A 15,998-nucleotide genomic window follows, 5' to 3' on the forward strand; every position below is an offset into this window, starting at 1 on the left:
ACATTAAAACAAGAACACAGGAAACCGCGTTATGAATCGAGTGATCAATGATCCGGACCAAGTGGTCGAGGATATGCTGCGCGGCATTCTGGTCGCCCATCCAGAGCTGTGCCAGAGCGGCACCAACCCCCGGGTCATCAGCAAGGCCAAGCCTTCCAGTCAGGGCCGGGTGGGCATCGTCACCGGCGGCGGTTCCGGCCATGAACCCGCCTTCCTCGGTTACGTTGGCCCAGGCCTGGTGGACGCCGTGGCCGTCGGCGAGATTTTCTCCTCGCCCACCGCCAAAAGCTTCTTCGACGCCTTCCGCGCTGCCGACCACGGAGCCGGTGTGGCGTGCCTGTACGGCAACTATGCCGGCGACAACATGAACGTGAAGCTGGCGATGAAAATGGCCGCCAGCAAAGACATGCAGATCCGTACCGTGGTCGCCAATGACGACGTGGCTTCGGCGCCTAAAGCCGACATCGCCAAGCGTCGTGGCGTGGCCGGGGAAATCTTCATGTGGAAAGTCGGCGGTGCCGCCGCCGCGCAGCATTACGACCTGGACGGGGTGATTCGTGTTGCCCAGAAGGCCGTCGACAACTGCCGCTCCATCGGCATCGGCCTCACGCCCTGCACCATTGCAGCGGTGGGCAAGCCGAACTTCCAGATCCCGGACGGCCAGATGGAGCTGGGCATCGGCCATCACGGCGAGCCCGGCATTGAAGTGATCCCCATCGAGTCCGCCGCCGCCATGGCCGAACGGATGCTGGCGCCGATTCTCGCCGACCGTGATTTCAGCCAGGACGACAGCGTGGTGGTGCTGGTCTCGGGTCTGGGCGCAACGCCGGTGATGGAGCTGTATATTTTCTACGCTGAGGTCGAGCAACAGCTCAAGGCCAAGGGCCTGAAGATCCATCGCTGCTACGTCGGCAACTACTTCACTTCCCTTGAGATGATGGGCGTGACCTTGACCTTGCTGGGCCTGGATGCCGAGCTGAAAACCCTGATCGACCAACCTTGCCGTTCCATCGGCATGACCCAGGCGGAGTGAACCATGAGCCAGCATTTCTCCACCCATGACGGCAGCGCCATCGTCGCCGACTTGGTGAGCGTGATTGTCGCCAACCGCGACTATTTGAGTGAAGTCGACGGCGCCATCGGTGATGGTGACCACGGCATCAATATGGCCAAGGGTTTTGCCCATTGCGGCCGCACCATTGAAGGCCGCCAACTGACCCTGGCCGAAGCCCTGGACGAGCTGACCTTGAGCCTGATGGAAGGCATTGGCGGCTCCATGGGGCCGCTGTATGGCAGCCTGTTTATTGGCATGGCGGATGAAGTACGCGGCAGCGACGAGATTGATGCCGCCACCTTTACTCGCTTGCTGCGGGGCGGTCTCACGTCCCTGCAGGACATCACCGAAGCGGGCGTGGGTGACAAGTGTTTGATGGACACCCTGATTCCGGCGGTGGAGGCTTTTGAACGAGCCCATGTGTCAGGCGCATCCTTCAGCGACGCCCTCGACGCGATGAAAAGGGCGGCGTCTCAAGGGCGTGACTCGACCAAGGACCTTGTGGCGAAAATCGGCCGGGCCAGCCGCTTGGGAGAACGTTCGTTGGGGGTGCTGGATGCGGGGGCGGTGTCGTGCTGCTTGATCCTGACCCGGTTGGCGGACTCAGTACAACCCCGATTGATGGAGTAACCGTAGATACCGTCTTGAACCTCATCGGGCAAGCACACCATCCCGTAGCAGCTGGCGCTCGACAGCTACGGGGGCTACGGGGGCTACGGGGAGTTTGCTCTCACCTGCTGGATATACCGGGCCACCGCCGGCGCTTGTTCAAAGCGCCGGTGAATCAGCGACAACCATGACGACGCCTCGCTGCCCTTGATCGCTCGGTACTGCACGTTCGGCAAACTCACATGCCCCACCACCGAAGCCGGCACCACCGCCACACCTTGCCCCAGTGACACCAGCGCAATCACCGCCACCAACCCACCCGGCTGCGGCCCCAGGCGCGGCGCGTAACCGCCCTGAGCGGCGACTTGCAGGGTGCCGCTGATCTGCTCGGGCAGGATGAACGTCTCGTTCTGCAAGTGCTCGCAGTTGATCGCCTTCAACCCCTGCAACCAGGAGTCCTGAGGCAGCGCCAGAACAAAGCCTTCGCTGTTCAAACGCACCGCTTCCACACCATCAGGCAGGGTCATCGGAGAACGGATATAACCAATGTCATAGCGCCCTTCCGCTACCAGTCCCGGTAATGTCGCCATGGGGCTTTCGCGCACATTGAGGCTGACATCGGGGAAGTCCGCGCAGAACGCCTGCACCTGACGTTGCAACACTCCCGAATACACCGCCGACGCCACATACCCCAACTCGATATGCCCGATCTCACCGCGCCCGGCCCGCTGCGCATTGCGCTGGGCGAACTCGAACTGGCGCACGGTAGCTTCAGCCTCGACCAACAATGCCACACCCGCTTCGGTCAGGCTGACTGCCCGCTGCTGACGAATAAACAAGCGGGTGCCGAGGGTGTTCTCCATATCCTGGATCTGCCGGCTCAAGGTCGGCGGCGCAATGCCCAGTTGCTCGGCAGCACGCGTGAAGTTGCGGTGCCGGGCAACGGCCAGGAAGTAGCGGAAATGACGTATTTCCATCGCAGGATTAGCTCAAAGGTAATGAAGTGCTCTGTCTCAGCTAACAGAAACGCTAAGGGTCAGGGATAAGCTGGCGGTACGTCCAGACTAGAGAGCCTTTGTGATGCTCGTCAAATTCCGTTTCAGAATTGCCCAGCAGGTAATCCTGCCATGAGCCAGGTCAGCCCACGCCTGACGCTATTGACCGCGTCCGGGGTCTGCTCGCTGATCGTCCTCGACACCAATATCGTCGCCGTCACCCTGCCGAGTATCGCCCGGGACCTGGGGGCCAACTTTGCCGATATCGAATGGGTGGTCAGCGCCTATATGCTGGTTTTCGCCGCGCTGTTGCTACCGGCCGGGAGCATCGCTGACCGTTTCGGACGCAAGAAAACCCTGATGTGGGGCCTGGGTATTTTTATCCTCGCCTCGCTGGGGTGCGGTGCGGCGCCCAACGCGCTGTTTCTCGATATCGCCCGCGCCATCAAGGGCGTCGGCGCAGCATTGCTGCTGACTTCTGCCCTGGCCTCCATCGGCCACACCTTTCACGATGAAGTAGAACGGGCCAAAGCCTGGGCGTTCTGGGGGGCCTGCATGGGCGTGGCGATGACGGCCGCGCCAACCCTTGGCGGCTTGATTACCCACTACCTGGGCTGGCGCTGGATTTTCTACCTCAACTTGCCGGTGGGCCTGGTGCTGATAGGGCTGGTTTGGCATGCGATTCAGGAATCCCGTGACACCCAGTCAGCGCGGCTCGATCCCTGGGGCAGCCTGACGTTCAGCGCCAGCCTGCTGTGTTTGATCTGGGGTCTGATCGAGGCCAATCGCATCGGCTGGGATAACCCGCTGACCTATGCACGGTTGCTCGGTGGCGCGGCGCTGCTGGCCCTGTTTGTACTCGTGGAGCGCCCGCAACGGCGGCCCATGGTGGACCTGCAACTGTTCAAGCACCCACGGTTTATCGGCGCCTTGCTGGGGATGTTCGCCTATGCCGGTTGCGCCCAGGTGATGATGACGTTGCTGCCGTTCTACCTGCAAAACGGCCTGGGCTTTTCCGCGATTGCCTCGGGCCTGGGCATGCTGCCATTTGCCTTGACCATGCTGATCTGCCCGCGTGTTGGCGCGCGTCTGGCCAGCCGTTTTGCTCCGGCAACGATGATGGCGGCGGGACTGGCCCTGGTGGGCGGCGGCAACCTGCTCAGCGCCTGGGCCGTGAATGTCGGCGGCTACCTGCCCTTCGCCCTGGCGATTGCAGTGACCGGCGCCGGTGCGGGCCTGCTCAATGGCGACACCCAGAAAAACATCATGGCCTGCGTACCACGGGACCGCGCCGGCATGGCGTCGGGCATGAGTACCACAATGCGCTTCAGCGCGATCATGCTCGCCATCGGGGTCTATGGAGCGCTGTTGAGCAGCCATAGCGAGCAGTTGTTGCAGGCCAGCGTGGGACCTTTGTTGCACGAACAGGTGCCGGGCATTGCTTCGCGGGTGGTGGCAGGTGATATGCCGGCAGCCATGGCGCTATTGCCGGAGTCGGCGCGGGCGCTCGTACAGCCGCTGGCGCGGCAGGCGTTTGTCGGTGGGTTCAGTGTGGTGTTGTGGGTCGCGGGACTGTTGGGGTTGCTGGGGGCGTTGGTGGTGGGCGTGTTGATGAGGAATCCTATTCCGGCGGTGCCACAGGCCTCATTGTTGAGTCGATAAAATGTGGGAGCGGGCTTGCTCGCTCCCACATTTAGTGGTTTTGTTACCAGAACCGCTGCTGGGTCAAACGGCTCCACCAGGTCAACAGCACTCGGTCCACCGAACCGCTGGCTGCCAGGCCAACCCGCTCTTGCAGACTTTTGCGCTCGGCATAGTGCAGGTGGTACAGCTCGGCCGTCTTGGCCTTGGTGGCCAGGTATTCGTCACTGGTTTGCAGTTCGTCCACCAATTGTTTGTCCAGGGCCGCGACACCCAGCCAGACTTCACCGGTGGCGACTTCATCAATGGCCAACTGTGGGCGGTAACGTGCAACGAAGTTCTTGAACAACTGGTGGGTGATGTCCAGGTCTTCCTGAAACTTCTCCCGGCCCTTCTCGGTGTTTTCACCAAACACCGTCAGGGTGCGTTTGTACTCACCAGCAGTCAGCACTTCAAAGTCGATGTCATGCTTTTTCAGCAGGCGGTTGACGTTAGGCAACTGCGCCACCACGCCGATGGAGCCGAGGATGGCGAACGGTGCACTGACAATCTTCTCGCCGATGCACGCCATCATGTAGCCGCCGCTGGCCGCAACCTTGTCGATGCACACCGTCAGCGGTACGCCCGCCTGGCGGATACGCGCCAGTTGCGAAGACGCCAGACCATAGCTGTGGACCATGCCGCCGCCGCTTTCCAGGCGCAGCACCACTTCATCCTTGGGGGTAGCCAGGCTCAGCAGCGCGGTGATTTCATGGCGCAGGCTTTCGGTAGCTGAAGCCTTGATGTCGCCGTCGAAATCCAGCACGAATACCCGTGGTTTGGTCTCGGGCTTTTTCTTGCTTTTCTTCTCGATCTTGCTTTCAGACTTGCGCAGGGCCTTGAGCTGATCCTTGTCCAGCAAGGTCTGCTCCAGGCGCTCACGCAACCCCTTGTAGAAATCATTGAGCTTACTGACCTGCAACTGACCTGCCGCCTTGCGACGGCCTTTGCTGCGCAATACCGCAAAGCTGACCAGGACCACCAGAATGGCGACCACCAGGGTGACCGTTTTAGCCAAAAAACTTGCGTACTCAGCCAGAAACTCCATAAGACTCCTTCACATGCGGTGCGCCAGGCGCGGATTGCCCAAGCATACCGACGGGATTGCCGGGGAGCCAGTGATCAAACCGCCAGCAGCAAAGCTCTAACGACCTTTTAAAACAAGCGTATGTTTTTTCATTGACAGCTCCCCGGCATCCTCATAACCTCGCCAGACTTTCAACGTACCGGGAAAACGGACGTGGGCAGCATCTATTTGATTCGACATGGCCAGGCCTCCTTCGGTGCAGACGACTATGACGTGTTGTCGCCCATCGGCGTGGAACAGGCGCAAGTCCTCGGCAGCCACCTGACACAACTGGGTCTGACCTTCGACCGTTGCGTGTCCGGCGACCTGCGTCGCCAGCAACACACCGCCACCGCCGCGTTCGAACAATACAGCGCTCTGGGCCTGCCGACGCCAGCCCTGGAAATCGACAGCGCCTTCAACGAATTCGACGCCGACGCGATCATCCGCGCACTGCTCCCAGACTTGCTCAGCAGCGAACCCGAAGCCCTGGAAATCCTGCGCAACGCCCCACAGAACCGCAGCGAATTCCAACGCATCTTCGCCCTGATCATCGAACGCTGGCTCGCCGGTACTTATGACCCACCGGGGCTGGAAAGCTGGCTGGGGTTTGTCGAACGAGTCCAGGGCGGCTTACAGCGCATCCTTGAGGCTGCCGACAACCGCGACAAGATCGCCGTGTTTACCTCCGGCGGTACCATCACGGCCCTGCTCCACCTGATTACCCGGATGCCTGCCGCCCAGGCCTTCGAATTGAACTGGCAAATTGTTAACACCTCGCTCAACCAACTGAAGTTCCGTGGTCGCGAGGTGGCACTGGCTTCCTTCAACAGTCATACCCACTTGCAACTGTTGAAGGCGCCGCAGCTCATCACTTTCCGATGAATTGCGGCCAACCGTGACCCCAAGGTCACTGGACTCACCCATAAAAGGATCGAAACCATGACTGACGTAGCTAAAGCCGTAGAAGCAATGAAAGCCAAATTCAACCCAGCCGCTGCCGACGGCCTGGACCTGGTGTTCGGTTTCCGTATCGACGACACCCAGAACTTCTCGCTGGTGGTCAAAGACAAGACCTGCGAACTGCTGGAAGGCGAAAACCCGAACGCCCAAGTGACCCTGGTCATGGACGGCGAAACCATGAAAGGCATCGTCGACGGTTCCACCGACGGCATGCAGGCCTTCATGGGTGGCAAACTGCGCACCGAAGGCGACATGATGCTGGCGATGAAGCTGAGCGAACTGTTCCCGGCCTGATCAAAGGCAATCTCGGTTAGATCAAATCCCGCCTTTTCAGGCGGGATTTTTTATTAGCCAGGCCAGTCGATTAACCTGTGGCGAGGGGGCTTGTCCCCTCGCCACAAAGGGCCCATAGGCTATGAAAGATATGTAGATTTCCATAGCCCTAGTCCCTACAACTGATTGGCTTTTGGCTGCAACAACAACGCCACCAGCGCACTCCACCCCGTCTGGTGCGAAGCCCCAAGCCCACGTCCGGTGTCACCATGAAAATACTCATGGAACAGCACCAGATCGCGACTGGCCGGGTCGGCCTCCAACTGCGGGTAACCGGCCATGGACGGTCGCAGGCCATTTTCATCCCGCAGGAACAGCCGGGTCAGGCGTTGGCTGAGGCTGTCGGCCACTTCTTCCAGTGACGACAGGTAACCGCTGCCGGTTGGGTACTCCACCGAAAAATTTTCATCGTAGTACCGGTGAAATTCCCGCAACGACTCGATCAGCATGTAGTTGACCGGCATCCACAACGGCCCGCGCCAATTGGAATTGCCGCCGTACAAGCGTGAGTCGGATTCCGCAGGCGTATAACGGGCGCACAAGGTATTCCCGTTCATCTTCAGCGCCAGGGGATGCTCGGAATAAGCCTTGGACAGCGAGCGCACGCCAAAGGCCGAGAGGAACTCCGCGTCATCGAGCATGCGCTTGAGCAAGTCTTTGGTGCGTTCACCACGCAACAACGCCAGTAACAGACGGTTGCCCTGCCCCGGTTCGTTCCAGCGTGAGACCAGCTTCGCCAGGTCTGGCCGGTGTTTCATAAAGCCCACCAGGCGGTCACGCAAGCCTTCCAATCCTTCGTGCTCACGCTGTTCCAGCACCAAAACCGCAAACAACGGCATCAGGCCGACGATGGAACGCAGGCGCACGGGTTCGCTCTGGCCATCAGGACGGTGCAGCACGTCGTAGAAGAACTGGTCCTGCTCATCCCACAGGCCTTCGGCACTGTCATCGACCCGGTTGATAGCCCCGGCGATGTACAGGAAATGCTCGAAAAACTTCACCGCGATGTCGACATACACCACGTTGCGCTTGGCCAGTTCCAGGGCCATACGCATCAGGTCCAGCGCATAGGCAGCGACCCAGGCGGTGCCGTCGGCCTGGTCCAGTTGATAACCCGGCGGCAAGTCGGCCGAACGGTCGAACAAGGCAATGTTATCCAGCCCCAGGAACCCGCCCTGGAACAGGTTGCGGCCCTCGGCGTCCTTGCGGTTGACCCACCAGGAAAAATTCAGCAGCAGCTTGTGGAAGATCCGCTCCAGAAAGTCCATGTCGCCGATGCCGGTCAGCGCCTTTTCCTGCTGGTACACCCGCCAACTGGCCCAGGCATGGACCGGCGGGTTGGCATCATCGAAGCGCCACTCATAGGCCGGCAACTGGCCGTTGGGGTGCATGAAGCGATCCTTGACCAGCAACAACAACTGCTGCTTGGCGAACCCCGGGTCGATCAGGGCAAAGGCCACCGCCTGGAAGCCCTGGTCCCAGGATGCGTACCACGGGTATTCCCAAGTGTCGGGCATGGACAGGATGTCGAAGTTGGACAGGTGCCGCCAATGAGTATTGCGGATATGCAGGCGTTCGGGCGGTGGCGCGGGCTGGGCCGGGTCACCGTCGAGCCACTGGTTCACATCGAAGTAATACAGCTGCTTGGACCACAGCAATCCGGCCAGGGCCTGGCGCTGCACATTGCGCGCGTCTTCGTCGGTGATGCCTTGTTGCAGGGCGGCGTAGAAATCGTCGGTCTCTTGGCGGCGCTGTTCGAACAGCTTGCGGGCATTGACCTGAGGCGCATCTACCGGGGCGAAGCGCAGGTACAGGACTTTGCTTTCCTGGCCCGCCAACTCAAGGATGAAGCGCGCCGCGACCTTGGTTCCCGTATCCCGGCGAATCGCCGTCTGCGCGCCCTCTACAACATAGTCATTGATGCCGTCCTTGAACGGCCCCGGCGCCGGGGTGGCATCGAGCTTGGGGAAATTGGTTTCGTTCTCGCAGAACAGCCACTCCACGCCATCCTGGCCCCAGGCGCTGAGGTGACGGTCCGGCAGTTCATGGTGACGCGCCAGGACGTGCTCGCCCTCCAAGTGCAATTCTGGTTTGGGCGAGCCAGCCGTCCAGCTCCAGTCGTTGCGCGCCCAGAGCTGCGGCAACACCTGCAAACGGGTCGGTTGATCCGAGCGGTTGTGCACGGTCACCCGCATGAACACGTCGTCGGGTTGGTGCTTGGCGTATTCGACGCTGACGTCGCAGTAACGGTTGTCTTCGAAGACCCCGGTGTCGAGGATTTCGTATTCGGCATCCTCCAGGCCACGCCGGGCGTTCTCGGTGATCAGGTCGTCGTAGGGGAACGCGCCGTGAGGATACTTGTAGAGCATGCGCATATAGGCGTGACTGGGAACGCCATCGAGGAAAAAGTACAGTTCCTTGACGTCTTCGCCGTGGTTGCCTTCAGCGTTATTCAGGCCGAACAGGCGTTCCTTGAGGATCCGGTCGTGCTCGTTCCACAGTGCCAGGCCCAGGCACCAGCGTTGAGCCTTATCGGAAAACCCCGCCAGGCCATCCTCGCCCCAGCGATAGGCGCGGCTGCGGGCGTGTTCGTGGGGGAAGTAGCGCCAGGCATCGCCGTCGGCACTGTAGTCCTCGCGCACCGTGCCCCATTGCCGCTCGCTGAGATACGGCCCCCATTGGCGCCAGCGCTCACCGTCTTCGGCGGCCAGACGCTGGCCTTCAAACGTTTGCAGAATGTTCGTCGCAGGCTTGGCCGTCATCGATTCTTCCGTCGCACATTGAGGTGAAGGCCAGTGTAGAGCCCATCGACGGTGAGATGCACATGAAGACGAATAGGTTCCACTCATTCATTTGCAGAATGAAGTCCTGAGGAATCTTCGTTTGCAAGCCGCCGGTGCACCCAACAAAATCGCGGAAACGGCCACGCCCTTCTAAACAGCTGCCAGGAATTTTTCTATGCCAACCGCCCGCCATGTCAGTCCCGACGAGATCCGTAAAGGCTTCTCCAAAGCCATGTCCGACATGTACCGAGATGAAGTGCCGCTGTATGGCGCCTTGATGGAGTTGGTGGCCGAGACCAATGCGCGCGTGCTGGAGACCGATATTGCCCTGGCGCAGCAGCTGCATCGCACGGGTGAAATCCAGCGCCTGGACATGGAGCGCCACGGCGCCATCCGCTTGGGCACCGCCGAGGAGCTGGCCACCATCCGCCGCCTGTTTGCGGTAATGGGCATGCAGCCGGTGGGTTACTACGACCTGACTCCGGCCGGGGTTCCAGTGCATTCCACAGCCTTTCGCGCCGTGCATGAAAGCGCATTGCAGGCCAGCCCGTTCAGGGTCTTCACCTCATTACTGCGCCTGGAACTGATCGAAAACCTTGAGCTGCGGGCGTTTGCCCAGGCCGCGTTGGGCAAACGTTCGATTTTCACCCCAGGCGCACTGGCACTGATCGAACAATCGGAAAAAGACGGCGGCCTCGACGCCGCCGATGCCGAAGCCTTCATCCAGCAAGCCCTGGAAACCTTCCGCTGGCACCACACCGCTACCGTCAGCGCCACCCAATACCAGCAGTTGAGCGACCAACACCGGCTGATCGCCGACGTGGTGGCCTTCAAGGGCCCACACATCAACCACCTGACGCCGCGCACCCTGGACATCGACCAAGTACAGGCCGCCATGCCCGGCAAAGGCATCACCCCCAAAGCCGTGATCGAAGGCCCGCCCCGCCGCCAATGCCCTATCCTGCTGCGCCAGACCAGCTTCAAGGCCCTGGACGAAGCCATTGCCTTTACCGACGCCAAGGGCAACCACAGTGCGCGCTTCGGCGAAATCGAACAGCGCGGCGTAGCACTCACCCCCAAGGGCCGGGCGTTGTACGACGAATTGCTGAATGCTGCGCGAGATGAACTGGGCGCGTTCCCTACCGAAGCCAATGCCGGGCGCTACACCGAACTGATGGAACAGCACTTCCGGGCCTTCCCGGATGATCATCGGGAGATACGCGAACAGGAACTGGCGTTCTTTCGCTATTTCGTGACCGATAAGGGGCTTGCGGCACAGGGTCGGGCAGACCTGCCACGCACATTGGGCGCTCTGATCGAGGCCGGGCATGTGAATGTGGAGCCGTTGGTGTACGAGGACTTTCTGCCGGTGAGCGCGGCGGGGATTTTCCAGTCGAACCTGGGGGACGCGGCGCAGAGTCACTACACGGCCAACTCCAATCAAGCGGAGTTTGAAAAGGCCTTGGGACGTCGGACGATTGATGAGTTGCAGTTGTACGGGGAAACCCAACAGCGGTCGATCATCGCGTGTGCGCAGGCATTGGGTTTGCCGGCACTGGCGTGAGGTAAAGAGTTCGCCCGACGCCACAGCGCAGTCCTTGCGCCGTAAACGAGCCCCAGGGTCGGGCGAACGATTGGCATGATAGGCAGTGAGGGGGATGCTGTCCTTCCAAGAATTCTGAACAAATGTGGGAGCGGCAGTACGGCGCCCCCACACTGGATGTATGCCGCTTACAGCAACTTGGCAATCTCGTCCTTAACGAGCAAGCGCTTCTCCTTCAACTTCTTCAATTCATCATCACTGCCGGCCGCCTTTTCAGCGCTCAACACCAGTTCATCGACAGTTTTGTATTTATCGAGCAGCGCATTCAAATGAGGATTTTCTGCCCGGCGCCCGTCGACGACTTCCTTGCTCAAACCCAGGTCCTGATACAGGTCGTGTTTCACTGGCATGGAGTACCTCCGCAAGTTGTTCAATGGCTGATGCCCTTTGAAGCTAGCCTATCGGAGGGGCGCTTGTCATGTTTGAGATCAAGGCTGTCACGTTTGCAGCCCCGTTCGTCGCAGGAGGGGTCATAGAATAAAACCTTTGTCGTGCCCTGCCCTCCACTGTAGATCGCCACCCGAGGAGGACAGGTTCCATGAGTCACGCTGCCAACGCTGTCGACACCCTGTGCATCAACACCCTTCGCACCCTGGCCATGGACGCCGTGCAGAAGGCCAACTCCGGTCACCCCGGCACGCCCATGGGCCTGGCACCGGTGGGTTATACCTTGTGGAACCGCTTCCTGCGCTATCACCCCGAACACCCCGACTGGCCCAACCGTGACCGTTTTGTATTGTCGGTGGGCCATGCCTCGATGTTGCTTTATTCGCTGCTGCACCTGGCCGGCGTGGTCGAGATTGATGAGCACGGCAAGCGCTCCGGTAACCCGGCCATCAGCCTTGAGGACATCAAACAGTTCCGGCAGATGGGCTCCAAAACGCCAGGCCACCCGGAATACCGCATGACCACCGGGGTGGAAACCACCACCGGCCCGCTGGGCCAGGGTTGCGCCAACAGTGTCGGCATGGCCATGGCCGAGCGCTGGCTGGCCCAGCGTTTCAACCGGGACGACAAGGTGTTGTTCGACTACAACGTCTACACCCTGTGCGGCGACGGCGACATGATGGAAGGCATCAGCAGCGAGGCCGCGTCACTGGCCGGGCATTTGAAGCTGGCGAATCTGTGCTGGATCTACGACAACAACACCATCAGCATCGAGGGCCACACCGAATTGGCCTTCAGCGAAGATGTGATCAAGCGCTTCCAGGCTTATGGCTGGCACACCTTGCACGTGACCGATGCCAATGACCTCAAGGCCCTGAGTGATGCCTTGGACACCTTCAAGGCCAACACCGGGGCACCGACGCTGATCGTGGTCGACAGCGTGATCGGCTACGGTTCGCCCCATAAACACAATACATCTGCTGCCCACGGCGAGCCCTTGGGCGTGGATGAAATCCGTCTGACCAAAGCAGCCTACGGCTGGCCCGAAGACGCAAGTTTCCTGGTTCCGGACGAGGCTCGCAGCGTGTTGCACGATGCCCTGGTGGCACGTGCCCAGCCCTTGTATGAGCAATGGTCGCGAACCTTGTCCCAGCTCGAACAGAACGAGCCGGAACTGGCCGATGAACTGCGCCGTATGCGCGCCGGTGAAATGCCCGAGCATTGGGAGGATCGCCTGCCAACCTTTGCCAGCGATGCCAAGGGTTTGGCCAGCCGTGCCTCAGGTGGCGAAGTGTTGAACGCTTTTGCCCAGCAGATTCCTTGGCTGCTCGGGGGCTCGGCGGACCTATCGCCTTCCACCAAGACCAACCTGACCTTCGACGGTGCTGGGCGTTTCAGTGCCGAGGACTACAGCGGGCGCAACCTGCACTTCGGTATCCGCGAGCACGCCATGGGTGCCATCGCCAACGGTATGGCCCTGTCTTACTTGCGGCCCTACACCTCGACCTTCCTGGTGTTCAGCGACTACATGAAACCGCCGATCCGCCTGGCGGCGATCATGGAGCTGCCGGTGGTGTTTGTGTTTACCCATGACTCGATTGGCGTGGGCGAAGATGGCCCGACGCACCAGCCTGTCGAGCACCTGAGTCAACTACGCGCCACGCCGGGCTTGCTGACCCTGCGTCCGGGGGATGCCAATGAAACCCTGGAGGCCTGGAAGATCGCGCTCGCCCAGACCCATCGCCCCAGTTGCATAGTGCTGTCGCGTCAGAACCTGCCGACGCTGGACCGTACGAAGTACGCAGCAGCGTCAGGGACTGCCCGGGGGGCCTATGTGTTGGCCGGTGCCGAGAAGCCCGAGGTGATCCTGATGGCGACCGGCAGCGAGGTCAGTCTGGCCGTTGACGCCTATGAGCAGTTGAAAGCAGAGGGTGTGGCGGCACGGGTGGTGTCGATGCCCAGTTGGGAGTTGTTTGAGGAACAGGACCAAGCCTACCGCGACAGCGTCTTGCCGCCGGCCGTGAAAGCTCGGGTAGTGGTGGAACAAGCCGGCCCCTTGGGTTGGGATCGTTATGTCGGACAGACAGGGGCCAAGGTGGTAATGAACAGCTTCGGGGCTTCTGCACCATTGCCCAAGTTGCAGGCCAAGTTCGGGTTTACGCTGGAGAATGTGGTGAAGGTGGCCAAGGAGCAGGTTCAACTGCAGTAACCCTGTAGCCGCTGCCGAAGAATGAGGCGGCGATGGGCTGCGCAGCGGCCCCAACGGCGGTCCTGCGGCCCGCATCGCAGCCTCGTGCCTCGGCAGCGGCTACAAAGGGTTACGCGAAGGTGCGGCGAGTCGCACCGCCAACGCCTTCGCCTGACTCGCCACATCCGTCACCGCCGTGCTCTCCCACCACATCCCCCGCAACGGCGGCCCCATAGCAAACAGCCGCTGGCTGACGTGCCCCTGCGCATCCAACACCGCGCCAGACACATCCGCCGCAATCCCCAACGCCAACGGTCCCGGCTGAATCAAACCCCGAGCCAGCAATTGCCGGGGCAACGGCCGCGCCACGCGGCGCCAGTCGTATTCAATGCCACTGGAGTTGATCAGCGCAGCCCCCGTCACCAGCATGCTCTGCTGCTCACCACGACGGCGCAGGCGAATGCTCACCTCGCCCGCCTCTGACGGCTCCAACCCTTTGAACGAGGCAGCCTGAATACGTAACCGCCCTTCCCCATGCAAACGCGCCACCAACTCCGCACTCAAGGGCGGCGAACGGTGGTGATGGCTTTCCCACCAAGGCCGCACATGCCGTACAAACTGACGTTTTTCGCTCTCGCGGGCCTGGCTCCACAAACGGCCGATATGCGCCCGCACAGTATCCAGCGGTGCTTGCCAATCGATACCCTGATCCAGGGCGGCCCGGCACTGGCGGCGTACTTCACGTAACAGCTGCCGAGGGCTGCGGATACTGTGGTCCTCAGCCAGAAAGTCCACCCAGCTCGGCGGTTGCCGGCGTACGTGGGGCAGCAAACCGTGGCGCGAAAAAATCTCGATAGGCCCACGATGCCCAGCCTGCTCCAGCGATACCACGGCATCGACCATGGTCAGCCCGGAACCGATGATCAGCACCGTCGACTGCGGATCCAGTTGGGTCATCGCGCTGACATCCCAAGGGTCGACCGCTGTTGCGTTAAGGCCGCTGGACTCGGTCTGTGGGGTACGCGCCGCCGGGAACATGCCCGTGGCCAATACCGCAAAAGCACCCTGCAATTGCTGGCCGTTATCCAGGGTCAGTAGCGTCGCGTGTTCCTCGACCTGCAGGTCGATCACCTCGGCGCGGATATGTTCTACGGTGGATTGGGAGGCTGCCTGGGCTTCGGCCAGCCGCTGCTGCGCGTACAAGCCAAAAATCCCCCGAGGTGGAAACAGCTCACTGACCGGTACATGCTGCTGGTCCGACTCCGGCCAGCCGCCGTTGGCAATGTACTCGGTCAACCACTGGGTCAAATCATCGGCGTTGTCCGGATCGACACTCATGCGCGCGGCGTTGCCGTTCAAGGTATGGCCCAACTCCACCGCACTGTAGGCCTCGCCCCGCCCCAGCTCACGGCGCGGCTCGATCACCAGGATCTGCCGCTGCCCCGGCTGGCGCAGCAGTTGCGCGGCCAGCATCGTACCGCTCAGGCCACCGCCGATGATCAACACATCAGCCTGGCGGATGGCGCTCGTCGCCTGTCCGCTTTGGGTTTCACTCATGAACATGCGCCCTTACTGTCTGCCCAGATAGATGTCATGCAAATCACCCCGCGCCAGCAATTCGGCTGCGCTGCCACTCAGGACGACTCGCCCAGTATCCAGCACATACCCCTGGGACGCATAGTTGAGGGCGACATTGATGTTTTGCTCAGCGATCAAAAAACTCACCTGCTGCTCGCGATTGAGTTGCCCGATGATCTCGAAAATCTCCTGAACGATCATCGGCGCCAACCCCATGGACGGCTCGTCCAACAGTACCAGGGACGGACGGGTCATCAGCGCCCGACCGATGGCGACCATCTGCTGCTCGCCACCGGAGGTCAGCCCGGCGCGGGTGTGGCGCTTGGTCTTGAGACGCGGGAACCAGGCGTAGATCCGCTCCAGGTCCTGCTCCATGTCCTTGCGGCTCAAGCGCCGCACGAAGCCGCCGCTGCGCAGGTTGTCTTCCACCGTCAGTTGGCCGAACACGTGTCGGCTTTCCAGCACGTGGACCATGCCCTGGCGCACGCGCTGGCTGGGGTCGATCCCAGCCAGGTCGCGCCCCTGATACTCGATCAAACCCCGGCTGACCTCGGCCCGTTCCGCCCGCACCAACCCGGAAATTGCCTTGAGGGTGGTGCTCTTGCCCGCGCCATTGGCACCGAGCAAGGCGACGATCGCGCCCTTGGGCACACTCAGGGACACCCCGGCCACGGCCAGGATCGCGCCGTCGTAGATCACTTCAATGTCATTGACCTGAAGCAGCGTCTGGCTCCACGGCTCGCGGACAGCTTCACTCAT

At 61.2% G+C, this 15,998-nt stretch carries 13 protein-coding genes; 7 read left to right on the forward strand and 6 right to left on the reverse strand.

Annotated elements, in window-relative coordinates:
• The first annotated feature begins 31 nt into the window (after nucleotides 1-31).
• On the forward strand, nucleotides 32-1,033 hold the full coding sequence (locus HKK55_RS13325) for a dihydroxyacetone kinase subunit DhaK (protein ID WP_169355113.1): 1,002 nt from the start codon (nucleotides 32-34) through the stop codon (nucleotides 1,031-1,033).
• 3 nt (nucleotides 1,034-1,036) lie between these two features.
• A complete protein-coding gene (gene dhaL / locus HKK55_RS13330) occupies nucleotides 1,037-1,684 on the forward strand; it encodes a dihydroxyacetone kinase subunit DhaL (protein ID WP_169355114.1) in 648 nt (215 codons plus the stop codon).
• An 83-nt stretch (nucleotides 1,685-1,767) separates the two neighbouring features.
• Here dhaL and HKK55_RS13335 read toward each other — a convergent pair whose 3' ends face one another.
• Entirely contained in the window at nucleotides 1,768-2,640 is an 873-nt protein-coding gene (locus HKK55_RS13335; RefSeq protein ID WP_169355115.1) for a LysR family transcriptional regulator, read from the reverse strand.
• Nucleotides 2,641-2,790: 150 nt separating this feature from the next.
• On the opposite strand from HKK55_RS13335, the gene HKK55_RS13340 reads away from it, so the two are divergent.
• Entirely contained in the window at nucleotides 2,791-4,320 is a 1,530-nt protein-coding gene (locus HKK55_RS13340; protein ID WP_169355116.1) for an MFS transporter, read from the forward strand.
• 43 nt (nucleotides 4,321-4,363) lie between these two features.
• On the opposite strand, the gene sohB is transcribed toward HKK55_RS13340, so the two are convergent.
• Nucleotides 4,364-5,386 (reverse strand): protease SohB, encoded by a 1,023-nt coding sequence (gene sohB / locus HKK55_RS13345; RefSeq protein WP_169355117.1) that lies wholly within the window; start codon nucleotides 5,384-5,386, stop codon nucleotides 4,364-4,366.
• Between the two features lie 192 nt (nucleotides 5,387-5,578).
• On the opposite strand from sohB, the gene HKK55_RS13350 reads away from it, so the two are divergent.
• Together HKK55_RS13350 and HKK55_RS13355 are read left to right on the forward strand one after the other, a co-directional pair.
• A complete protein-coding gene (locus HKK55_RS13350) occupies nucleotides 5,579-6,289 on the forward strand; it encodes a histidine phosphatase family protein (protein ID WP_169355118.1) in 711 nt (236 codons plus the stop codon).
• Between the two features lie 57 nt (nucleotides 6,290-6,346).
• Complete coding sequence (locus HKK55_RS13355; protein ID WP_169355119.1) at nucleotides 6,347-6,661, forward strand: SCP2 sterol-binding domain-containing protein; 315 nt, start codon at nucleotides 6,347-6,349, stop codon at nucleotides 6,659-6,661.
• A gap of 155 nt (nucleotides 6,662-6,816) precedes the next feature.
• On the opposite strand, the gene HKK55_RS13360 is transcribed toward HKK55_RS13355, so the two are convergent.
• Nucleotides 6,817-9,462 (reverse strand): glucosidase, encoded by a 2,646-nt coding sequence (locus tag HKK55_RS13360; protein WP_169355120.1) that lies wholly within the window; start codon nucleotides 9,460-9,462, stop codon nucleotides 6,817-6,819.
• Nucleotides 9,463-9,658: 196 nt separating this feature from the next.
• On the opposite strand from HKK55_RS13360, the gene HKK55_RS13365 reads away from it, so the two are divergent.
• Nucleotides 9,659-11,047 (forward strand): VOC family protein, encoded by a 1,389-nt coding sequence (locus tag HKK55_RS13365; RefSeq protein ID WP_169355121.1) that lies wholly within the window; start codon nucleotides 9,659-9,661, stop codon nucleotides 11,045-11,047.
• A gap of 167 nt (nucleotides 11,048-11,214) precedes the next feature.
• On the opposite strand, the gene HKK55_RS13370 is transcribed toward HKK55_RS13365, so the two are convergent.
• Nucleotides 11,215-11,436, reverse strand: coding sequence for a DUF465 domain-containing protein (locus HKK55_RS13370; RefSeq protein WP_155581973.1), 222 nt, complete (start codon nucleotides 11,434-11,436; stop codon nucleotides 11,215-11,217).
• Nucleotides 11,437-11,624: 188 nt separating this feature from the next.
• Between HKK55_RS13370 and tkt the strand changes: the two genes are divergently transcribed.
• The gene (gene tkt, locus HKK55_RS13375) at nucleotides 11,625-13,682 is read left to right on the forward strand and encodes a transketolase (RefSeq protein WP_169355122.1); all 2,058 of its coding nucleotides are present in this window, start codon (nucleotides 11,625-11,627) and stop codon (nucleotides 13,680-13,682) included.
• 99 nt (nucleotides 13,683-13,781) lie between these two features.
• Here the strand turns inward: tkt and HKK55_RS13380 are convergent, their stop codons facing one another.
• Nucleotides 13,782-15,218: an FAD/NAD(P)-binding protein gene (locus tag HKK55_RS13380; RefSeq protein WP_169355123.1), complete on the reverse strand. Its 1,437-nt coding sequence runs from the start codon at nucleotides 15,216-15,218 to the stop codon at nucleotides 13,782-13,784.
• Between the two features lie 12 nt (nucleotides 15,219-15,230).
• Nucleotides 15,231-15,998 carry an ABC transporter ATP-binding protein gene (locus HKK55_RS13385; RefSeq protein ID WP_169355124.1) on the reverse strand — a complete coding sequence of 256 codons (768 nt, stop codon included), beginning with the start codon at nucleotides 15,996-15,998 and terminating at the stop codon, nucleotides 15,231-15,233.

This window comes from Pseudomonas sp. ADAK18 (genome assembly GCF_012935695.1).
Taxonomy (GTDB): Bacteria; Pseudomonadota; Gammaproteobacteria; order Pseudomonadales; family Pseudomonadaceae; genus Aquipseudomonas.